This window comes from Streptococcus sp. Marseille-Q5986 (genome assembly GCF_946902915.1).
Classification (GTDB): Bacteria; Bacillota; Bacilli; order Lactobacillales; family Streptococcaceae; genus Streptococcus.
This window is the reverse complement of the sequence record NZ_CAMPPY010000010.1, coordinates 21,225-42,554: the sequence shown is the minus strand read 5'-3', so window position 1 is coordinate 42,554 and position 21,330 is coordinate 21,225. Positions and strand designations below refer to the sequence as shown.

Annotated in this window: 16 protein-coding genes and 3 pseudogenes; 18 read left to right on the top strand and 1 reads right to left on the bottom strand. The window is 41.0% G+C overall.

Features of this window, described 5'->3' with window-relative positions; genetic code table 11:
- The 11 genes and pseudogenes from OVN21_RS10120 (at position 1) to OVN21_RS10070 (ending at position 14,411) form a co-directional block, all read left to right on the top strand.
- A complete protein-coding gene (locus OVN21_RS10120) occupies positions 1-1,224 on the top strand; it encodes an FtsW/RodA/SpoVE family cell cycle protein (RefSeq protein ID WP_267248320.1) in 1,224 nt (407 codons plus the stop codon).
- A gap of 10 nt (positions 1,225-1,234) precedes the next feature.
- Positions 1,235-1,783, top strand: a complete 549-nt coding sequence (locus OVN21_RS10115) for a DJ-1 family glyoxalase III (RefSeq protein WP_267248319.1) — start codon at positions 1,235-1,237, stop codon at positions 1,781-1,783.
- Positions 1,784-1,872: 89 nt separating this feature from the next.
- Positions 1,873-2,436, top strand: a complete 564-nt coding sequence (locus OVN21_RS10110; protein ID WP_267248328.1) for an HAD-IA family hydrolase — start codon at positions 1,873-1,875, stop codon at positions 2,434-2,436.
- 13 nt (positions 2,437-2,449) lie between these two features.
- Positions 2,450-4,396 carry a DNA topoisomerase (ATP-hydrolyzing) subunit B gene (gyrB, locus tag OVN21_RS10105; protein WP_267248318.1) on the top strand — a complete coding sequence of 649 codons (1,947 nt, stop codon included), beginning with the start codon at positions 2,450-2,452 and terminating at the stop codon, positions 4,394-4,396.
- Between the two features lie 81 nt (positions 4,397-4,477).
- A complete protein-coding gene (ezrA, locus tag OVN21_RS10100; protein WP_267248317.1) occupies positions 4,478-6,205 on the top strand; it encodes a septation ring formation regulator EzrA in 1,728 nt (575 codons plus the stop codon).
- A 547-nt stretch (positions 6,206-6,752) separates the two neighbouring features.
- A pseudogene (ltrA, locus tag OVN21_RS10095) lies at positions 6,753-8,006 on the top strand (group II intron reverse transcriptase/maturase).
- Positions 8,007-8,139: 133 nt separating this feature from the next.
- Complete coding sequence (gene pgdA, locus OVN21_RS10090) at positions 8,140-9,528, top strand: peptidoglycan-N-acetylglucosamine deacetylase PgdA (protein WP_267248316.1); 1,389 nt, start codon at positions 8,140-8,142, stop codon at positions 9,526-9,528.
- An 81-nt stretch (positions 9,529-9,609) separates the two neighbouring features.
- Complete coding sequence (locus OVN21_RS10085) at positions 9,610-10,452, top strand: aldo/keto reductase (RefSeq protein ID WP_267248315.1); 843 nt, start codon at positions 9,610-9,612, stop codon at positions 10,450-10,452.
- A 445-nt stretch (positions 10,453-10,897) separates the two neighbouring features.
- Complete coding sequence (glyQ, locus tag OVN21_RS10080) at positions 10,898-11,815, top strand: glycine--tRNA ligase subunit alpha (RefSeq protein WP_267248314.1); 918 nt, start codon at positions 10,898-10,900, stop codon at positions 11,813-11,815.
- 260 nt (positions 11,816-12,075) lie between these two features.
- On the top strand, positions 12,076-14,112 hold the full coding sequence (glyS, locus tag OVN21_RS10075; RefSeq protein ID WP_267248313.1) for a glycine--tRNA ligase subunit beta: 2,037 nt from the start codon (positions 12,076-12,078) through the stop codon (positions 14,110-14,112).
- 41 nt (positions 14,113-14,153) lie between these two features.
- Entirely contained in the window at positions 14,154-14,411 is a 258-nt protein-coding gene (locus tag OVN21_RS10070) for a DUF896 family protein (RefSeq protein ID WP_267248312.1), read from the top strand.
- A gap of 82 nt (positions 14,412-14,493) precedes the next feature.
- Here the strand turns inward: OVN21_RS10070 and OVN21_RS10065 are convergent.
- Positions 14,494-15,676, bottom strand: a pseudogene (locus OVN21_RS10065) (NAD(P)H-dependent oxidoreductase).
- A gap of 198 nt (positions 15,677-15,874) precedes the next feature.
- Here OVN21_RS10065 and nox point away from each other — a divergent pair.
- The 7 genes and pseudogenes from nox to OVN21_RS10030 all read left to right on the top strand — a co-directional run bounded on the left by nox (position 15,875) and on the right by OVN21_RS10030 (position 21,163).
- Positions 15,875-17,254 carry a H2O-forming NADH oxidase gene (gene nox, locus OVN21_RS10060; RefSeq protein ID WP_267248311.1) on the top strand — a complete coding sequence of 460 codons (1,380 nt, stop codon included), beginning with the start codon at positions 15,875-15,877 and terminating at the stop codon, positions 17,252-17,254.
- A gap of 151 nt (positions 17,255-17,405) precedes the next feature.
- Positions 17,406-18,281, top strand: a complete 876-nt coding sequence (gene pdxS / locus OVN21_RS10055; protein ID WP_267248310.1) for a pyridoxal 5'-phosphate synthase lyase subunit PdxS — start codon at positions 17,406-17,408, stop codon at positions 18,279-18,281.
- Positions 18,282-18,863 carry a pyridoxal 5'-phosphate synthase glutaminase subunit PdxT gene (pdxT, locus tag OVN21_RS10050; RefSeq protein ID WP_267248309.1) on the top strand — a complete coding sequence of 194 codons (582 nt, stop codon included), beginning with the start codon at positions 18,282-18,284 and terminating at the stop codon, positions 18,861-18,863.
- Positions 18,864-19,070: 207 nt separating this feature from the next.
- Positions 19,071-19,214 (top strand): annotated as a pseudogene (locus OVN21_RS10045) (helix-turn-helix domain-containing protein); the annotation flags it as partial.
- Positions 19,215-19,366: 152 nt separating this feature from the next.
- Positions 19,367-19,828 (top strand): DUF4231 domain-containing protein, encoded by a 462-nt coding sequence (locus OVN21_RS10040; protein WP_267248308.1) that lies wholly within the window; start codon positions 19,367-19,369, stop codon positions 19,826-19,828.
- Between the two features lie 410 nt (positions 19,829-20,238).
- The gene (locus tag OVN21_RS10035; protein ID WP_267248307.1) at positions 20,239-20,415 is read left to right on the top strand and encodes a hypothetical protein; all 177 of its coding nucleotides are present in this window, start codon (positions 20,239-20,241) and stop codon (positions 20,413-20,415) included.
- Positions 20,381-21,163 carry a SpaA isopeptide-forming pilin-related protein gene (locus OVN21_RS10030; protein WP_267248306.1) on the top strand — a complete coding sequence of 261 codons (783 nt, stop codon included), beginning with the start codon at positions 20,381-20,383 and terminating at the stop codon, positions 21,161-21,163. The genes OVN21_RS10035 and OVN21_RS10030 overlap by 35 nt, the downstream gene beginning before the upstream one ends.
- The last annotated feature ends 167 nt before the right edge of the window (positions 21,164-21,330 follow it).

The window sequence follows — 21,330 nt, the reverse complement described above, 5'->3', positions numbered from 1 at the left end:
ATGAAACGTTCCTTCGACTCTCGAGTCGATTATAGCCTCCTTCTACCAGTGTTTTGTTTAATGGTGATTGGAGTAGTGGCCATTTATATAGCAGTTAGTCATGACTATCCAAATAATGTATTACCAATTCTAGGTCAGCAAATCGCTTGGATTGCCTTGGGGCTTGTCATTGGTTTTGTGGTCATGTTCTTTAATACCGAGTTTTTATGGAAGGTGACTCCCTATCTTTATGGTCTAGGGCTAGCTTTGATGGTTCTCCCTCTTGTTTTCTACAATCCAAATCTTGTAGCGTCAACGGGTGCCAAGAACTGGGTATCAATTGGCGGAACGACACTCTTTCAGCCATCGGAGTTCATGAAGATTTCCTATATCTTGATGCTAGCTCGAGTCATCGTACAATTCACTCAAAAACACAAGGAATGGCGACGGACTATTCCCTTGGATTTCCTATTGATTGGTTGGATGATTGCCTTTACCATCCCAGTCTTGATCCTCTTAGCCCTACAAAGTGACTTGGGGACTGCCCTGGTCTTTGTAGCTATTTTTGCAGGTATGGTTCTCCTTTCAGGTGTTTCGTGGAAGATTATCATTCCTGTTTTTGCGACAGGAGTGATTGCAGTTGCAGGCTTCATGGCCATCTTTATAAGCAAGGATGGACGTGCCTTCTTGCATCAGATTGGGATGCCAACCTACCAGATCAACCGCATCTTGGCTTGGCTCAATCCCTTTGACTTTGCGCAAACAACGACTTACCAACAGGCGCAGGGACAAATTGCTATTGGAAGTGGGGGCTTGTTTGGACAAGGTTTTAATGTGTCCAATCTCCTCATTCCAGTACGTGAAAGTGATATGATTTTCACCGTAATTGCTGAAAACTTTGGCTTTATTGGTTCAGTCTTTGTCGTTGCCCTGTACTTGCTTCTTATTTACCGGATGTTGAAGATTACGCTCAGGTCAAATAACCAGTTCTACACCTACATTTCGACTGGTTTTATCATGATGTTGCTCTTCCATATCTTTGAAAATATCGGTGCCGTGACAGGCTTACTTCCTTTGACAGGGATTCCTCTACCTTTCATCTCTCAAGGGGGCTCCGCAATTATTAGCAACCTCATTGGTGTCGGTCTCCTCTTATCTATGAGTTACCAGACCAACCTAGCGGAGGAGAAAAGTGGAAAAGTTCCATTCAAACGAAAAAAAGTCGTCCTAAAACAAATCAAATAAGGAGGCCACTATGGCAAAAGTAGCAGTTATCTTAGCCCAGGGTTTTGAAGAAATTGAAGCCTTGACAGTAGTTGATGTCTTGCATCGAGCAAACATTTTATGTGATATGGTAGGATTTGAAGAGCAGGTGACAGGATCACATGGCATTCAGGTAAAAGCCGACCGTATCTTTGATGGTGATTTGTCTGACTATGACTTGGTAGTTCTTCCAGGTGGCATGCCAGGATCAGCTCACCTACGGGATAATCCAGCTCTCATTTCTGAGATTAAAGCCTTTGACCAAGCTGGAAAGAAAGTTGCGGCTATCTGTGCAGCTCCAATCGCCCTCCATCAAGCAGGTGTCCTGAAAGACAAGCACTTCACCTGTTATGACGGTGTTCAGGAGAACATCAGTGATGGAATTTACCGAAAGGAAACAGTAGTTGTGGATGGCAATTTAACAACTAGCCGAGGACAGTCAACCGCACTTGCCTTTGCTTATGAGTTGGTAGAGCAGTTGGGAGGAGATGCAGAAAGTTTACGAGTCGGCATGCTCTATCGAGATGTCTTTGGAAATTAACAGTAAGACGAGAGTTCGGCTCTCGTTTTTGCTTGGAAAAATCTAGGAAATCATCGCTTTTTTAACGAAAAAATGGTATAATGAAAGCTATGAAATATCACGACTACATATGGGATTTAGGTGGTACCCTATTGGATAATTATGAGACTTCTACAGCAGCCTTTGTAGAGACCTTAGCCCAATACGGAATAGAGCAAGAACACGACCGTGTTTACGAAGCCTTGAAGGTTTCGACAGCTTTTGCCATTGAGAAGTTTGCCCCAGACATCGAGAATTTTTTAGAAAACTACAAAGAAAATGAAGCGCGTGAGCTAGAGTATCCAGTTTTGTTTGAAGGGATTCCAGAACTACTCAAAGACATTTCTGACAAGAGGGGGCGTCATTTCTTAGTTTCTCATCGAAATGACCAAGTTCTAGAACTTCTTGCAAAGACTCAGGTAGCCGACTATTTCACAGAAGTCGTGACTGCCAGTTCCGGTTTCAAACGAAAACCAGAGCCTGAGTCCATGATTTATTTACGTGATAAATATCATATCTCATCCGGTTTGGTCATTGGAGACAGGAATATTGATGTAGAAGCAGGTAAATCTGCTGGATTAGATGCCTATCTTTTTAAAAACGTTGCAACACTGAGACAAGCAATAGACATGTAAGAAAAGGGAAAAAATGACAGAAGAAATTAAAAATCAACAGGCACAGGATTATGATGCCAGTCAAATTCAAGTTTTGGAGGGGCTGGAAGCCGTTCGTATGCGTCCAGGTATGTATATTGGATCGACTTCAAAAGAGGGCCTTCACCATCTAGTTTGGGAAATCGTTGATAATTCAATTGACGAAGCCCTAGCTGGATTTGCCAGTCATATCCAAGTCTTTATAGAGCCTGATAATTCTATCACCGTTGTGGATGATGGGCGTGGAATTCCTGTTGACATTCAGGAAAAGACAGGACGTCCTGCTGTTGAGACCGTCTTTACTGTTCTTCACGCTGGAGGGAAGTTCGGCGGTGGCGGATACAAGGTCTCAGGTGGATTGCACGGTGTAGGTTCATCAGTAGTAAATGCCCTCTCAACTCAACTAGATGTTCGGGTTCATAAAAACGGAAAAATTTATTATCAAGAATACCATCGTGGGAATGTCGTTGCGGATCTTGAGGTGGTTGGAGACACGGATAGAACCGGAACAACAGTTCATTTCACGCCGGATCCAGAGATTTTTACAGAAACAACGACCTTTGATTTTGACAAATTAAACAAACGTATTCAAGAACTAGCCTTTTTGAACCGAGGTCTTCGAATCTCCATCACAGATAAACGTGAAGGTCTCGAACAAAGCAAACATTACCACTATGAAGGTGGGATTGCTAGTTACGTTGAATATATCAATGAGAATAAGGATGTTATCTTTGACACACCAATCTACACAGACGGTGAGATGGATGATATTACTGTTGAAGTAGCCATGCAGTACACAACCGGTTACCACGAAAACGTCATGAGTTTCGCCAATAATATTCACACCCATGAAGGTGGAACGCATGAACAAGGTTTCCGTACAGCACTGACGCGTGTTATCAATGATTATGCTCGTAAAAATAAATTACTAAAAGACAATGAAGACAACCTAACAGGGGAAGATGTCCGTGAAGGCTTGACTGCTGTGATCTCTGTCAAGCATCCAAATCCGCAGTTTGAAGGACAAACCAAGACCAAACTGGGCAATAGCGAAGTAGTCAAGATTACCAATCGCCTCTTCAGCGATGCCTTCTCTGATTTTCTCATGGAAAATCCACAGATTGCCAAGCGTATCGTGGAAAAAGGAATTTTGGCTGCTAAGGCTCGTGTGGCTGCCAAGCGTGCGCGTGAAGTCACTCGTAAAAAATCTGGTTTAGAAATTTCTAACCTTCCAGGGAAACTAGCAGACTGTTCTTCTAACAATCCTGCGGAAACAGAACTCTTCATCGTCGAAGGAGACTCAGCGGGTGGATCAGCCAAATCTGGTCGTAACCGTGAATTCCAGGCTATCCTTCCAATTCGCGGTAAGATTTTGAATGTTGAAAAGGCAAGCATGGATAAGATTCTTGCTAACGAAGAAATTCGTAGTCTTTTCACAGCCATGGGAACAGGATTTGGCGCAGAATTCGATGTTTCAAAAGCCCGTTACCAAAAACTCGTTTTGATGACCGATGCCGATGTCGATGGGGCCCACATTCGTACCCTTCTTTTAACCTTGATTTACCGCTACATGAAACCAATCCTAGAAGCTGGTTATGTTTATATTGCCCAACCACCAATCTATGGTGTCAAGGTTGGAAGCGAGATTAAAGAATACATCCAGCCAGGTGCAGATCAAGAAGTCAAACTCCAAGAAGCTTTAGCCCGTTATAGTGAAGGTCGTACCAAACCAACCATTCAGCGTTATAAAGGTTTGGGTGAAATGGATGACCACCAATTGTGGGAAACAACCATGGATCCAGAACATCGCTTGATGGCCAGAGTTTCTGTGGATGATGCTGCAGAAGCAGATAAAATCTTTGATATGTTGATGGGTGATAGAGTAGAACCTCGTCGTGAGTTTATCGAAGAAAATGCTGTCTATAGTACACTTGATGTCTAAAAAAACGGGAGAAGTAGTTCCCTTGGTTTAAAAAATATGATATAATCATTACGATTGTTTCTAGTATAAAAGGAGTTTGATATGTCTAATGGACAACTAATTTATCTAATGGTTGCGATCGCGATCATTTTGATTTTAGCTTATGTAACAGCCATTTTTCTACGTAAGCGTAATGTAAGCAGATTAACGGCGCTTGAAGAAAGAAAAGAAGAACTCTACAATCTTCCTGTAAATGATGAGGTTGAAGCCGTTAAAAATATGCACTTGATTGGTCAAAGTCAGGTAACCTTTCGTGAATGGAATCAAAAATGGGTTGATTTATCTCTGAACTCATTTGCAGACATCGAAAATCACGTCTTTGAAGCTGAAAACTACAATAATTCTTTTCGTTTCTTCAAAGCGGCTCACAAGATTGATCAAATTGAAAGCCAGATTAGTTTGATTGAAGAGGATATTGCAGTTATTCGCAATGCCCTTTCTGAACTCGAAAAGCAAGAGTCTAAGAACAGTGGTCGCGTCCTACATGCTTTGGACTTGTTTGAAACCCTTCAACATACGGTTGCAGAGGACTCAGAGAAATATGGGAAAGCTCTTCCTGAGATTGAGAAACAATTGGAAAATATCCAATCGGAATTCTCTCAATTCGTTACCCTTAACTCATCAGGTGACCCAGTTGAAGCTGCAGCAATCTTAGATGATACTGAAAATCATATTCTTGCTCTAACGCATATTGTTGATCGTATTCCAGCTCTTGTTGAAACCTTGACAAAGGAATTACCGGACCAATTAGCAGATTTGGAAGAAGGCTATCGTAAGCTGTTGGATGCCAACTACCACTTTATCGAAACAGATATTGAGTCACGTTTCCAACTTTTGCATGAATCTTTGAAGAATAATCAAGAAAACATTCGTCAGTTGGAGTTGGACAATGCAGAGTATGAAAATAATCGCATTCAAGAAGAAATCAATGCACTTTATGATATTTTCACTCGTGAAATTGAGGCTCAAAAAGTCGTTGAGAATCTCCTCTCAACACTTCCAACCTATCTTAACCATTTGAAGGAAAATAACCAGGTGCTTGTTCAGGAGCTTGAACGCCTAAATAAAACTTACCTTCTTCCAGAAAGTGATGGAAATCATGTCCGCCGACTTCAAGAAGAATTAGCTGCACTTGATACCGCTATTTTAGAAGTAACAGAGGAACAAAGAGAATCTGCTCAAGTCTATTCTGTTCTTGAAGAACAGTTGGAAATGCTTCAAAGCAATCTCAAAGATATTGAAGATGAGCAAATTTCTGTGAGCGAACGACTTACGCAAATTGAAAAAGATGACCTCAATGCTCGCCAAAAAGCAAATGTCTATGTGAATCGTTTGCACACTATCAAACGTTACATGGAGAAGCGAAACTTACCAGGAATCCCTCAAAATTTTTTGAAACTCTTCTTTACGGCAAGTCATAACACAGAAGATTTGATGGCGGAGCTAGAACAACCGCAGGTTAATATTGAATCTGTTAAGCGAATTCTTGAAATTGCAACGAATGATATGGCAGTACTTGAGACAGAAACATATGACATTGTTCAGTATGCAACTTTGACAGAGCAACTTCTCCAATACTCAAATCGCTACCGGTCATTTGATGAACGCATCCAAGAGACTTTTAATAAAGCGCTTGAAATTTTTGAAAAAGAGTTTGACTACCAGGCATCATTTGAGAAGATTTCTCAAGCCTTGGAAGTTGCAGAACCAGGAGTTACAAACCGTTTTGTGACTTCATATGAAAAAACACGTGAAGCAATTCGCTTTTAAAATAGAAGCTTAGAGAACTCTAAGCTTTTTCTTTATGTATGACGGGCATGCCGTCAGTCTGTGGTGAAAGTCCACGTAGGGCGTAGTTTCCGACGAACCTCATAGCAACTTGCAAGGTTATCATCGTGAGGTGATGGCGAGAAGAAGCAATAGCAAAATCGTAGCCTGACGTACAGAAACCTAATATCAAGGCTTACATAAAGGATGAGTGGGCATAAAGTCACAAAGTCCAAAAGGCAAACGTAACTGATGTAAGTAAATTAGGCAGGTAGATGAGGAAAGACTGACGACTTATCCCGTGAGGTCTCACAGAGGGAAAACCTAGTAACAACGAACTGTGAGAAGTCAGCAGAAGCCATAGTAGTGGGGAAGTTTCTGTAATGGAAATGGAGCGAAGGGCTGAACAATTCTAAAAGTCAAAGTGACTTAATCAAACTGAGTATATAAGTCCGACAAGAAACATAGTAGCAAAGACGTAACGGAGTGAACATTTCACAGGAGCTAGGACTAATATGTACAAAAGAAAATTAGGAAAGTGAGACAATCTATGGGACAACTAATGAACCAAATATTATCCAGAGAAAATATGAAAATGGCATACAAAAAGGTAAAAGCCAATAAGGGTGCCGGAGGCATAGATGGTATAAGCGTCGAAGATGTTAACAAATACCTCAAAGAAAACTGGATAGATATCAAAACGAAAATCCTGAAAAGGAAATATAAACCACAACCAGTACTCAGAGTAGAAATACCAAAACCAAACGGTGGAGTACGAAATCTTGGACTTCCAACAGTAGTAGATAGAATCATAGAACAAGCAATTGCCCAAGTTCTAATACCAATGTTTGAGCCACAATTTAGTGAACATAGTTATGGCTTTAGACCAGGTAGAAGAGCACAACAAGCAATAGTAGAGCTACTAGAATATCTAAATGATGGATACACATACATAGTGGATATTGACCTAGAAAAATTTTTCGATAACGTACCACAGGACAAGCTTATGTACTTGGTAGGTAAAACGGTGAAAGACCCAGATGTAATATCTCTTGTAACTAAGTATCTAAGAGCAGGAGTTATGGTAAAAGGGAAATACGAAGAAACCACTATAGGAATTCCGCAAGGAGGTAACTTATCCCCTTTGCTTAGTAAGATAATGCTCAATGAACTATACAAAGAGTTAGAAGCACGAGGCTTGCACTTTGTTAGATATGCAGATGACTGTATAATAACCGTTGCAAGCAGTGCAGCTGCAAATAGAGTGATGCATACGGTCACATCGTGGATAGAGAGGAAGCTAAGCCTTAAGGTAAATGCTACTAAATCCAAAGTCACAAAACCAACAAGGCTCAAGTACCTAGGATTTGGCTTTGTGAAAATGAATGGAAAATGGGAAGCCAGACCACATAAAGATTCAATAAACAGATTCAAGAGAAAGCTCAAGAAACTAACCTATCGTTCGTGGTCAGTGCCTATGGACTAGAGGATACTGAGATTAAATCAGGTGATAAGAGGATGGATAAACTATTTTAGGATAGGTAAGATGAAACAAAATATGACTAAAATAGACAAACATCTTCGTAATCGTATGAGGATAGTTATATGGAAACAATGGAAAACTAGCAAGAACAGGATGTGGGGACTAAGAAAGCTAGGTGTACCAGAGTGGATGGCTAGACAATCCGTAGGATTTACAGACTATTATCAGGCGGCAGCCAAAACAGCGGGACTTCGCAAGATAACAAAAGAAATCCTCGCAAAACGAGGACTCATTAGTTGTTTAGATTACTATTTGAATTGAACCGCGGAGTGCCGAACGGCACGCTCCGTGGTGTGAGAGGGAGGAGAAAGTCCTCCCTACTCGATTTTTTGAAATGGAGCTAGATTACCTGTTTATCATTGAAATAATAGCTTTGATTTGATATGATGGAAACATGAAGAAAAATATGAACCGTGTTTCTCACGATAAAAAGAGAAGTATATTGCTCTCCTTTGTTGGAATCTTAGGAGTCGCTATGATTCTTTTGGGAAGTGCCATTGGCTACAAGGTTCTACAAAAGCAATCTTATGAACAAAAAATTGAAGCGTTAAAAAGCGAAAAGGATCAGCAATTCAACTCAGGTAGTCAGAAGGACCATTTCCGAAAAGGGCAAGCTGAGGTGATTGCCTACTACCCTCTGCAAAGAGAGGAAGTCATTGCATCTATTAGAGAAAAAATCAACCAGGATATCAAAGAAAAACTAGAAAATAAAGAGGATCTGGTCTTTTATTATACTGAGCAGCTGGATCCTGTCCTAAAGGGAGTTGTTGCTCGCAATATCAGTAAGCAAGTATACGATTTATCTGCATCGAAGATTGAAGAAAAAGAAAAGACTTCTTTAGGGAAAATTTTCTTGACTGAAGACGGGAAAGATTTTGGCCTCAGTAAATTTTTTAAAAATGCAAGCAGAGCTAAGGAATTTTTACTAAGTCAGGTCAAATCAACTCTAGAAGATAAGAAACTTGACCAGAAAAATATTGATCAGGTTGTAAAAAACTTCACAGATCAGGATTTGGCATCTTGGAGTTTTGATTATAAAGATAGTCAAATCATCCTTTATCCTGCTAATTCTGGAGAGACTGTTGAAGAAATTGCTTTACCAATATCCAGTTTCTTTGATGTCATTGAGTCCTCTTATTTACTAGAAAAAGATGCTGAACTTTATCAAGCTTACTTTGCCAAGAAAAATAAAAAGGTTGTAGCCTTGACCTTTGATGATGGTCCAAATCCGACTACAACTCCACACGTTTTGGATACCCTAGCTAAGCACGGTGTAAAGGCAACCTTCTTTGTGCTTGGCAAAAACATCGCAGGAAATGAGGAGCTTCTGAAACGAATGAAATCGGAGGACCATGTTGTAGGAAATCATAGCTGGGATCACCCTATCCTTTCTAAATTATCCCTCGAAGATGCTAAAAAGCAAATCACTGATACAGAAGATTTGTTAACTCAAGTTTTAGGATCAAGCTCTAAACTGATGCGCCCACCTTATGGTGCCATCACTGATGATATTCGAAATAGCCTTGACTTGAGTTTTATCATGTGGGATGTGGATAGTTTAGACTGGAAGAGTAAGAATGAAGCTGCTATTTTGACAGAAATTCAACACCAAGTTCGTAATGGTTCTATCATTCTTATGCATGATATCCATGGTCCTTCTGTTAATTCTCTACCAAGTGTCATTGAGTATCTAAAGGGTGAAGGGTATACATTTGTGACCGTTCCTGAATTGCTCAATTCTCGCTTGAAAGCTCATGAGATCTATTACGATCGTGATCAATAATTGTTAAAATCTAAAGGAGCAAGTGTACTGCTAATCAGGACTTTGTTTCTTTAGATTTTCTTTACATAGAAAGGAAAAACGATGAAATCATATACCCTTAATAATGGAGTTTCAATTCCTGTTCTAGGATTTGGAACATGGAAGGCTGAAAATGGAGAGGTAGCCTACCAAGCTGTTTTAGAAGCTTTAAAGGCTGGTTATCGTCATATCGATACTGCAGCTATCTATAAAAATGAGGAGAGTGTTGGTCGTGCTATTCAAGATAGCGGTATTCCACGCCAAGAAATCTTTGTAACGACCAAACTTTGGAATACCAATCACAGCTATGGTAACGCTCGCCAAGCATTTGAAGAATCAATGGAAAAACTGGGATTGGATTATCTAGATTTGTACCTTATCCATTGGCCAAATCCAAAACCACTAAGAGAAAATGACGGATGGAAAACTCGCAATGCTGAAGTCTGGCGAGCGATGGAGGATCTTTACAAAGAAGGCAAAATCCATGCTATCGGCGTTAGTAATTTCCTTCCCAAGCATCTGAATGCTTTGCTTGAGACAGCAAGAGTCATTCCAGCGGTTAATCAGGTACGTTTGGCACCAGGAGTTTACCAAGAGGAAGTGGTTACCTACTGTAGAGAGAAGGGAATTATCCTAGAGGCTTGGGGACCTTTTGGGCAAGGGGAGTTGTTTGAACAGAAAGAAGTCCAAGAAATTGCTGCTAAGCATGGGAAATCAGTGGCTCAAATTGCCTTGGCTTGGAGTTTGGCAGAAGGCTTTTTAGCTCTACCTAAGTCAGTGACGGCTTCTCGCATCCAGAGCAATCTTGACTGTTTTAGAATTGAACTCAGCAAAGAAGAGCGAGAAATCTTAAAGACTATCTCGGTGGTTTCCGGTGCACCTCATGTGGATGAGATGGATTTTTAGAAAGTAAGAAAATAATTGTAAATTTTCTCTCTTTCTGATATAATAATCAACGAGAAAGAAAGTCTTATGGCGTTCTTCAGCGAGCTTGGGGTAGTGGGAGCCAAGTAGAACAAGGTAAGAAACTGGCGCTTTCTGTCGTATTTTTAAAAACAATGAAGTAATAAATTAGGGTGGAACCGCGTTTCAGACGCCCCTAGGTCACAGGCTTAGGAGCAAAGACACGGTTCTTTTTGTATCCAAAGTCATAAGAATTTATAAAAAAGGAGTAAACAATGTCTAAGAAATTAACATTTCACTGCGTCAGTGGCAGAGACCTCCTTATAGTCGGGCTGCCCCACGCTCAGCACTAGAGTGCCTGAGCTAGACGCAGTACTAACTCGTCTTGCCTCGTATGATCGACGAGGTAGACTCGTGTCGCAAGTAATTTATAAAAAAGGAGTAAATAATGTCTAAAAAATTGACTTTCCAGGAAATCATCCTTACTTTGCAACAATTTTGGAATGACCAAGGTTGTATGCTGATGCAGGCTTATGACAACGAAAAAGGTGCGGGGACAATGAGTCCTTACACTTTCCTTCGTGCTATCGGGCCTGAGCCATGGAATGCGGCTTATGTAGAGCCATCACGTCGTCCTGCTGACGGTCGTTACGGAGAAAATCCGAACCGTCTTTACCAACACCACCAATTCCAAGTGGTCATGAAGCCTTCTCCATCAAATATCCAAGAACTTTACCTTGAGTCTTTGGAAAAATTGGGAATCAATCCTTTGGAGCACGATATTCGTTTCGTTGAGGACAACTGGGAAAATCCATCTACTGGTTCAGCTGGTCTTGGTTGGGAAGTTTGGCTTGATGGGATGGAAATCACTCAGTTCACTTATTTCCAACAAGTTGGTGGATTGGCAACTGGCCCTGTGACTGCGGAAGTTACCTATGGTTTGGAGCGTTTGGCTTCTTACATCCAAGAAGTAGACTCTGTCTATGATATCGAGTGGGCCGATGGCGTAAAATATGGAGAAATTTTCATCCAGCCTGAGTACGAGCATTCAAAATATTCATTTGAAATTTCGGACCAAGAAATGTTGCTTGAAAACTTTGATAAGTTTGAAAAAGAAGCTGGTCGTGCATTAAAAGAAGGCTTGGTTCACCCTGCCTATGACTATGTTCTCAAATGTTCACATACCTTTAATCTGCTTGATGCGCGTGGTGCCGTATCTGTAACCGAGCGCGCTGGCTATATCGCTCGTATCCGTAACTTGGCCCGTGTCGTAGCCAAAACCTTTGTCGCAGAACGCAAACGCCTAGGCTACCCACTTTTGGATGAGGCGACACGGGCTAAACTCTTAGCAGAAGACGCAGAATAGTGAGTAATACTGTGCTCTAAAATCGTTAGAGGCAAGTCGAAAACTTGCTAGAGGGATATGCACCGCTGTACTGTCATGTGGGGATTTTTGAAACCTTGGGTTCAAAAATCAGTCAGCTAAATCCACTTTGATGAGCCTGTTTGAAATCTTGGTTTGTTTGGTATAAGATTTCCTTACAGACTCACAAAAGTTAGTTAGTGACGCCCCCAGTACCTAAGATGCATATCAAAAAAGATTGAAGAAAATATAAAGGAAAAAACATGACAAAAAACTTATTAGTAGAACTCGGTCTTGAAGAGTTACCAGCCTACGTAGTAACTCCAAGTGAAAAACAACTAGGTGAAAAAATGGCAGCCTTCCTCAAGGAAAACCGTCTGTCTTTTGAAGCCATTCAAACTTTCTCTACACCACGCCGTTTGGCTGTTCGTGTGACTGGTCTTGCAGACAAACAGTCTGATTTGACAGAAGATTTCAAGGGACCAGCAAAGAAAATTGCATTGGATGGTGATGGAAACTTCACCAAAGCAGCTCAAGGATTTGTCCGTGGGAAAGGCTTGACAGTTGAAGATATTGAATTCCGTGAAATCAAGGGTGAAGAATATGTCTATGTTACCAAGGAAGAAGTGGGCCAACCAGTTGAGAACATTGTTCCAGGTGTAGTGGACGTCTTGAAGTCATTGACTTTCCCTGTCAGCATGCACTGGGCTAACAACACTTTTGAGTATATCCGCCCTGTACACACTTTGACAGTTCTCTTGGACGAGCAAGAGTTTGACTTGGATTTCCTTGATATCAAGGGCGGTCGTGTGAGCCGTGGTCATCGTTTCTTGGGACAAGAAACTAAGATTCAGTCAGCATTGAGCTATGAAGAAGACCTTCGTCGTCAGTTTGTAATTGCAGACCCACGTGAACGTGAGCAAATGATTGTTGACCAAATTAAGGCAATCGAAACTGAGCATGGTGTACATATTGAAATTGATGCCGACTTACTGAACGAAGTCTTGAACTTGGTTGAATACCCAACTGCCTTTATGGGAAGTTTTGATGCCAAATACCTTGAAGTTCCAGAAGAAGTTTTGGTGACTTCAATGAAAGAACACCAACGTTACTTTGTTGTTCGTGATCAAGATGGCAACCTCTTGCCAAACTTTATTTCTGTCCGTAACGGAAATGCAGAGCATTTGAAAAATGTCATCAAAGGAAATGAAAAAGTCTTGGTAGCCCGTTTGGAAGATGGTGAATTCTTCTGGCGTGAAGATCAAAAATTGGTCATTTCAGATCTTGTTGAAAAATTAAACAATGTGACTTTCCATGAGAAAATTGGTTCCCTTCGTGAACACATGATTCGTACTGGTCAGATTGCTATTCTCTTGGCAGAAAAAGCAGGCTTGTCAGCGGATGAAACGATTGACCTAGCCCGTGCAGCAGCCATTTACAAGTTTGACTTGTTGACTGGGATGGTTGGTGAATTTGATGAGCTCCAAGGAATTATGGGGGAGAAATATGCTCTTCTTGCTGGTGAAACTCCAGTAGTTGCAGCTGCTATTCGTGAACACTACATGCCTACATCAGCGGACGGAGCTCTCCCAGATAGCAAGATTGGAGCCATTCTTGCCATTGCAGACAAATTGGATACGATTTTGAGTTTCTTCTCAGTAGGCTTGATTCCATCAGGTTCTAATGACCCTTATGCCCTTCGTCGCGCGACTCAAGGTGTGGTTCGTATCTTGGATGCCTTTGGTTGGCACATTGCTATGGATGAGTTGATTGATAGCCTTTACAGTTTGAAATTTGACAGCTTGACTTATGAAAATAAAGCAGAGGTTATGGACTTTATCAAGGCTCGTGTTGATAAGATGATGGGCTCTACTCCAAAAGATATCAAGGAAGCGGTACTTGCAGGTTCAAACTTTGTTGTGGCGGAAATGTTGGAAGCAGCAAGTGCTCTCGTAGAAGCAAGCAAGGAAGAAGACTTCAAACCGTCTGTCGAATCTCTCTCACGTGCTTTCAACTTGGCTGAGAAGGCGGAAGGATCTGAAACAGTTGATTCTGCTCTTTTTGAAAAAGAAGAAGAGAAAGCCTTGGCGGAAGCAGTAGAATCACTCGTTTTATCAGGGGCTGCAAGTCAGCAATTAGAACAACTCTTTGCGCTTAGCCCAGTTATTGATGCTTTTTTTGAGAATACCATGGTTATGGCTGAAAACGAGTCAGTCCGTCAAAATCGTTTGGCTATCTTGTCTCATTTAACTCAAAAAGCAGTTAAGCTTGCTCGTTTTAACCAAATTAATACTAAATAAAATTTGATAAACGGACTTTATCTTATCACAAAGGAGAAGAAATGGATCCGAAAAAAATTGCTCGTATCAACGAGCTAGCTAAAAAGAAAAAAACAGAAGGCTTAACTTCTGCTGAAAAAGTGGAACAAGCTAAACTTCGTGAGGAGTATATCGAAGGCTATCGTCGTGCTGTTCGTCACCACATTGAAGGAATTAAAATCGTGGATGAGGAAGGAAATGATGTAACGCCAGAAAAACTACGCCAAGTGCAACGTGAAAAAGGTTTACATGGTCGTAGTTTGGATGATCCTAACTCATAAAATGAAAGGGGTTTGTAGATGATTTACAATCCCCTTTTCTGTTGCAATAAAAAAAGGAGCCAAATGACCCCTTTTGTGTTTCTTAGTTACTTGCTCCAGATGTAGCGTCTGAGCCACCACCGTGTCCTCCAGCATCACCTGCATCAGAAGCACCAGATGTGGCATATGCACTGCCATGTCCTCCAGCAGCAGGAGCAAATGGTCCGCTACCACTTACCAAACGTTGACCTGTTTCTTTTAGGTACCAGTCAAGCCATGATTGGAAGTTAAAGACGATTTCATTGATACCAGCATATGATCCGTCAGGATAGTACATTGCTTGGTAGTTGTTGGTGTTGATGATACCTGCAGGAGAACCTGGAACGGATAGTACGGACGTATTCTTGGTTCCCGTTGCGAAGTGTTCCGATAATCAACTCTACATTCTTCATACGTGCTGGTGGAAGAGATCCATGAACAGTCGACATACGGTTACTTGATTGAGGCGCTACACGTTTGGCAAACATGGTGTCTGGATCTTGGTGAGCCTTATTGTAGTAGAGGAATTGGTTGTTGTCGTCAGCGTATGTCAATTCAAATGGCATAACTTTCAAGAACATATCGATTTGGTTAACTGTCAGGATACCGTGGTTCAGCTTGACATAGGTATCGCCAGAAATAGTGCCAGTGATTGCTGCAACTTTTTCTACCCATTCTGAATCGTTAGGATCAACTTCTGTGATGGTTGTAGCGATTTGTTTTCAACAATCCAAATCTTCTGGTTCGATTGGTTCTGATTTTTTTAATTTTGAAACGACTCCTACGTATTTTACAAAGTTGTCTAAGCAAGTTTCAAAGAATTTAACAGCTCCTTCGTTGGTGATATTTCCGTCCTTATCAAATGCTTCCTTAGCTTTACCAAGAAGGAATTCGTTACCTGAAAGGGTATAGGTATTGACACCTGGAGCGTCAAGGATTTTACGAAGATGAACTTGGGCACGAGAAGTTCCTTGGTCATAGTATGATGCACCCACAATCATAACAGGTTTGTTTTCAAATGGATGAACTTCGCATGAAAGCCATTCAAGTACAGATTTGAGTGAAGCTGAGATAGTTTGGTTGTGCTCAGGAGTGGCGATAATGACAGCGTCAGATGCCTCGATTTTAGTTATAATTTCAAGAATTTTAGCTGGAAGTTGCTTGTCAGCTGGTTTGTTGAAAACAGGGATATCCTTAATTTCAACGAGTTCAATCTCCGCCTTATCAGTCAGCATGTATTGAAGCAATTGGCGCTTTGTAGAACGTTTAGAATTCGTTGCAACAATGACAATAAGTTTTAGTATGAGATTTTGGGGTGCAGTTCATCAATATTAAGTGTTTTTTTGAAAAAAAAAAAGAGAATTCTGAGAAAATACTCTTGTAAACGCTAACACTAAATGGTATACTAGAAGGGTAAATTAAAAATTAAAGGTAGGAATTTTTCTATGAGTAAAATTGTTGTAGTCGGTGCTAATCATGCTGGTACAGCCTGCATTAATACGATGTTGGATAACTTTGGTCATGAGAATGAAATCGTTGTATTTGACCAAAACACAAATGTTTCATTTCTTGGTTGTGGAATGGCGCTTTGGATCGGGGAACAAATTGATGGCTCAGAAGGTCTCTTCTACTCTGATAAAGAAAAATTGGAAGCAAAAGGTGCTAAAGTTTACATGAACTCACCAGTACTCTCAATTGATTACGATAATAAAGTTGTAACTGCAGAAGTTGAAGGAAAAGAACACAAAGAGTCTTATGATAAATTAATCTTTGCAACTGGTTCAACTCCAATCGTGCCTCCAATCGAAGGTGTAGAAATTGTTAAAGGAAACCGCGAATTTAAAGCAACTCTTGAAAATGTACAATTTGTTAAATTGTACCAAAACGCTGAAGAAGTCATCAATAAACTTGCTGACAAGAGCAAACACCTTGACCGTATCGCTGTTGTTGGTGGTGGTTATATCGGTGTTGAACTTGCTGAAGCCTTTGAACGTCTTGGCAAAGAAGTTGTCCTTGTTGATATCGTTGATACTGTCTTGAACGGATACTATGATAAAGACTTCACTCAAATGATGGCGAAGAATTTGGAAGATCACAACATTCGCTTGGCGCTTGGTCAAACTGTTAAAGCAATCGAGGGTGACGGTAAAGTTGAACGCTTGATTACTGATAAAGAAACTTTCGATGTGGATATGGTTATCCTTGCAGTTGGTTTCCGTCCAAATACAGCCCTTGCTGATGGTAAGATTGAACTCTTCCGTAACGGTGCCTTCCTTGTAGACAAGAAACAAGAAACTTCACTTCCTGGTGTATTTGCCGTTGGTGACTGTGCGACTATTTATGACAATGCTCGTAAAGATACAAGCTACATCGCTCTTGCATCTAACGCTGTACGTACTGGTATCGTTGGTGCCTACAACGCTTGTGGCCATGAATTGGAAGGAATCGGTGTGCAAGGTTCAAACGGTATCTCAATCTACGGTCTTCACATGGTTTCAACTGGTTTGACTCTTGAAAAAGCAAAAGCAGCTGGTTACAACGCGACTGAAGCAGGCTTTAACGATCTTCAAAAACCAGAATTCATGAAACATGATAACCATGAAGTAGCGATTAAGATTGTCTTTGATAAAGATAACCGTGAAATTCTTGGTGCACAAATGGTTTCACATGATGCTGCTATCAGCATGGGAATCCACATGTTTTCACTTGCTATCCAAGAGCATGTAACGATTGATAAATTGGCATTGACAGACCTATTCTTCTTGCCACATTTCAACAAACCATACAACTACATCACAATGGCTGCCCTTACAGCTGAAAAATAAAATTAGATGAGCTATCTGGCCTTAAGCTAAGGTCGGATAGTTTTTTAGTCAATGTGTACCCATACAATTATTCTTTTTTTATCTTGTGATTCCTTCTAAACTGACTTAAAATGAAAAGGTAGCTACAAATACAAATGATAAGGAAAAAGAAATGACTGAAAATCGTTATGAACTAAATAAAAACTTGGCACAGATGCTCAAGGGCGGTGTTATCATGGATGTTCAGAACCCTGAACAGGCTCGTATTGCAGAGGCAGCTGGTGCAGCAGCTGTTATGGCCTTGGAGCGGATTCCAGCTGATATTCGTGCAGCTGGCGGAGTTTCTCGCATGAGTGATCCAAAGATGATTAAGGAAATCCAAGAAGCGGTCAGTATTCCGGTGATGGCAAAGGTCAGAATCGGGCATTTTGTTGAAGCTCAGATTTTAGAGGCTATTGAGATTGACTATATCGATGAGAGTGAAGTTTTATCTCCAGCTGACGACCGTTTCCATGTGGATAAGAAAGAATTTCAAGTTCCCTTTGTCTGTGGTGCCAAGGACTTGGGTGAAGCCTTGCGTCGTATCGCTGAAGGTGCTTCTATGATTCGTACCAAAGGAGAACCAGGTACAGGAGATATCGTCCAGGCTGTTCGTCATATGCGTATGATGAATCAAGAAATCCGCCGTATTCAAAATCTACGTGAGGACGAGCTATATGTAGCTGCCAAGGACTTGCAAGTCCCTGTAGAATTGGTTCAATACGTCCATGAACATGGGAAGTTACCAGTTGTAAATTTCGCTGCTGGAGGCGTTGCAACGCCAGCAGATGCAGCGCTGATGATGCAATTAGGGGCAGAGGGGGTTTTTGTTGGTTCAGGTATTTTCAAGTCTGGAGATCCTGTTAAACGAGCAAGTGCCATTGTCAAAGCTGTAACCAACTACCAAAATCCTCAAATTCTGGCTCAAATCTCTGAAAATCTAGGAGAAGCCATGGTTGGTATCAATGAAAATGAAATCCAAATCCTCATGGCTGAGCGAGGAAAATAGATGAAAATAGGAATATTAGCCTTGCAAGGTGCCTTTGCAGAACATGCAAAAGTGCTAGAACAATTAGGTGTTCCTAGTTTCGAAATCAGAAACCTAGATGATTTTCAAAAACATCAGAGTGACTTATCCGGTTTGATTTTGCCTGGTGGTGAGTCTACAACCATGGGCAAGCTCTTACGAGACCAGGATATGTTGCTTCCTATCCGAGAAGCCATTCTATCTGGTTTACCAGTGTTTGGAACCTGTGCAGGCTTAATTTTGCTGGCTAAGGAAATCACTTCTCAGGAAGAAAGTCATCTTGGAACCATGGATATAGTGGTTGTGCGCAATGCCTATGGACGCCAACTGGAAAGTTTTTATACAGAAGCAGAATGTAAGGGAGTCGGTCAGATTCCGATGACCTTTATTCGCGGTCCGATTATCAGTAGCCTTGGAGAGGGTGTGGAAGTCCTAGCAACCGTAGATGACCAAATCGTTGCAGCCCAAGAACAACATATGTTGGTCACTTCTTTTCATCCGGAATTGACTGATGATGTTCGTTTGCATCAATACTTTATCAAGATGTGTAAAGAAAAAAGTTGAGAATGAGTTTCTCAACTTTTTTACATGATAAATTGTAAAATAATAGTGCAACAAAAAACTCATAGCCTTTCATTGGTGTAAACTGTAAGTAACCACACAAACAGAACCCGAGGAAAAACTATGAGCTAGGCACTGCCCCCATAAAATGAGACACAAGAAAAACACTCCTGTTGAAATCTGGTAAACTAGAAACAGGAGTGTTTTGTTATGGTCAAAAAAGCCTATTCAGTAGAAACGAAGTTAGCCTGCATCGAAATGAAGAAGGCGGGTCAATCAACCAAGGTCATCATGGAGACCCTCGGTATCACAAATGTTAGTCAGGTGAAGACTTGGTGGCGATGGTATCAACATAATTCGTATAGTGTAATGTTAATTTATTTTTTCTGAAACGGTAAGAACTTGCATGCCTTCTTTCATTTATGTAATCTTACAATCTACAAGTTGATTTATTTTCTATTATTTGTTACTATAATAGTGATAAGCAAAACAGAGAGGGGTTCTATATGACACCAGAAGAAGTCTACATGACAGAGCGATTGGAAAAGCAAATCACCTACTTTCAGGGGAAGAGTTCCCAGCATCGCAGACGCTACAAGGTCTTGAAAATTGCTGAGATTGTTTCCGGTTTTTTGATTGCGATTTTCTGTGCCATTCCCATGCCGGGAGATCACTATCGCCTTGTCTCTGTTGCGCTTTCAAGCATGGGGTTGCTTTGTGAGGGATTGCTTGGTATTTATAATAGCAAGGAGCACTGGATATCCTATCAGAAGACAGCGCAACTTTTAGAACGAGAAAAGTTCCTCTACCAGTGTCTGACTGAGAAATACGCAGGTAAAAACAAGCCTTTTGCCCTCTTTGTCAAGATCTGTGAAGGAATCATCTCTGACGAAATAATCAAGTGGGAAGGCATCCAGTCTAAAGAAGCGGGTGTGCCTGCGGAAGCTCCTACGAAACTTGATACATGACAAAAGAGTGAAGTTTTTGCTCTTGAGCGTCTAGCATAGATGACGAGTCAGGAGAGCATTCTTAATGGTAGAGAACGGCGCAACTCCAATGCAAGAAAAATCGGGGGGTAACAGCTAGCCTATAGTCAGGGAAAGAATAGCCCGACTGGAAAGCAGTATGAAAAAATGAAATTCACAGAGTAAAACAACTCAAGGTCTGGTTTGGTTTTTGTGCTTAAAAGACAGGGACTTCCTTGAAACTTGAGTTTGTCTCGGTGCATTTGAAAGAAAACTCAGTCCAGACGGAGACTGTTAAACAAGCTTACGACCTAACCAGTACGGATGTGGTTGAGTAGCTAGTAGATGGTTTTTTAGAAATGGAAAGAGTGCAGATTTCAATGTTTCAACACCTAAAGGAAGAGAACTAGGAGGTGATCAAGGTTAAAACAAAACGAATAAATGGTGATTTATTTTCAGGTCTTATCACTGATGTCGACGAAGAAATCATGAATAGCGATAACAATCGTTTAACTATCGATACCATTGTCATTCACCATAATGGCGGTTTGAGCGATGAAGGAGCCAGGAGCACAAGAAGTTCGCTTTAGTAAAGTCAATGTAGGCGGAGAAGAAATTGCAGGTGCGGAAATCCACATCAAGCAAGGCGACACTGTCGTGGCAAGCTGGGTATCAGAAGCCGGTAAGACACATACATTGAAACTAAAACCAGGTCACTATACCTTCCATGAAGAGGTAGCCCCAGGTGGCTATCTAGCAGTAACAGATATTCACTTTAGTGTAGATGAAACTGGTCAAGTGACAGTAACTGATGTAAATGGAAATACAGCTGTAGCGGAAGGCAACAAGCTTACGGTTACAGACCAAACCAAACCAGTAACCCCACCAAGTCCAGAAGAGCCATCAGAGCCAGGAGCACAAGAAGTTCGCTTTAGTAAAATCAATGTAGGCGGAGAAGAAATTGCAGGTGCGGAAATCCACATCAAGCAAGGCGACACTGTCGTGGCAAGCTGGGTATCAGAAGCCGGTAAGACACATACATTGAAACTAAAACCAGGTCGCTATATCTTCCACGAAGAGGTAGCTCCAGGCGGTTATCTAGCAGTAACAGATATTCACTTTAGTGTAGATGAAACTGGTCAAGTGACAGTAACTGATGCAAATGGAAACACAGCTGTAGCAGAAGGCAACAAGCTTACGGTTACAGACCAAAGCGCTGATAAAGATAAGCAAGATAAGTTGCCAAACACAGGAGAAGCAACAGGAACTTATTTGTCAATACTTGGTATGATTACTGCAGTTTTTGCAGGCATATTGTATCGTAGTAAGAAAAAATAGTTCTTGCCCTTCTCTCCAATTTGTGAGCTACATTAAAGTTTTTGAGGATGATTTTTGTATTTTTGTTAACGACAAAGAGTCCGAAAAGCTTGCATGGAGAGAAAACTGACAGATATACTCCCCGTATAGTGGATAGTAAAAAAATAGAAAGTCGCCCAAAATAACGA

Excerpts from the sequence above, each read along its gene's own strand:
- OVN21_RS10120 (WP_267248320.1), top strand. The coding sequence starts at position 1 with ATGAAACGTTCCTTCGACTCTCGAGTCGATTATAGCCTCCTTCTACCA.
- OVN21_RS10115 (WP_267248319.1), top strand. The coding sequence starts at position 1,235 with ATGGCAAAAGTAGCAGTTATCTTAGCCCAGGGTTTTGAAGAAATTGAA.
- OVN21_RS10110 (WP_267248328.1), top strand. The coding sequence starts at position 1,873 with ATGAAATATCACGACTACATATGGGATTTAGGTGGTACCCTATTGGAT.
- gyrB (WP_267248318.1), top strand. The coding sequence starts at position 2,450 with ATGACAGAAGAAATTAAAAATCAACAGGCACAGGATTATGATGCCAGT.
- ezrA (WP_267248317.1), top strand. The coding sequence starts at position 4,478 with ATGTCTAATGGACAACTAATTTATCTAATGGTTGCGATCGCGATCATT.
- pgdA (WP_267248316.1), top strand. The coding sequence starts at position 8,140 with ATGAAGAAAAATATGAACCGTGTTTCTCACGATAAAAAGAGAAGTATA.
- OVN21_RS10085 (WP_267248315.1), top strand. The coding sequence starts at position 9,610 with ATGAAATCATATACCCTTAATAATGGAGTTTCAATTCCTGTTCTAGGA.
- glyQ (WP_267248314.1), top strand. The coding sequence starts at position 10,898 with ATGTCTAAAAAATTGACTTTCCAGGAAATCATCCTTACTTTGCAACAA.
- glyS (WP_267248313.1), top strand. The coding sequence starts at position 12,076 with ATGACAAAAAACTTATTAGTAGAACTCGGTCTTGAAGAGTTACCAGCC.
- OVN21_RS10070 (WP_267248312.1), top strand. The coding sequence starts at position 14,154 with ATGGATCCGAAAAAAATTGCTCGTATCAACGAGCTAGCTAAAAAGAAA.
- nox (WP_267248311.1), top strand. The coding sequence starts at position 15,875 with ATGAGTAAAATTGTTGTAGTCGGTGCTAATCATGCTGGTACAGCCTGC.
- pdxS (WP_267248310.1), top strand. The coding sequence starts at position 17,406 with ATGACTGAAAATCGTTATGAACTAAATAAAAACTTGGCACAGATGCTC.
- pdxT (WP_267248309.1), top strand. The coding sequence starts at position 18,282 with ATGAAAATAGGAATATTAGCCTTGCAAGGTGCCTTTGCAGAACATGCA.
- OVN21_RS10040 (WP_267248308.1), top strand. The coding sequence starts at position 19,367 with ATGACACCAGAAGAAGTCTACATGACAGAGCGATTGGAAAAGCAAATC.
- OVN21_RS10030 (WP_267248306.1), top strand. The coding sequence starts at position 20,381 with ATGAAGGAGCCAGGAGCACAAGAAGTTCGCTTTAGTAAAGTCAATGTA.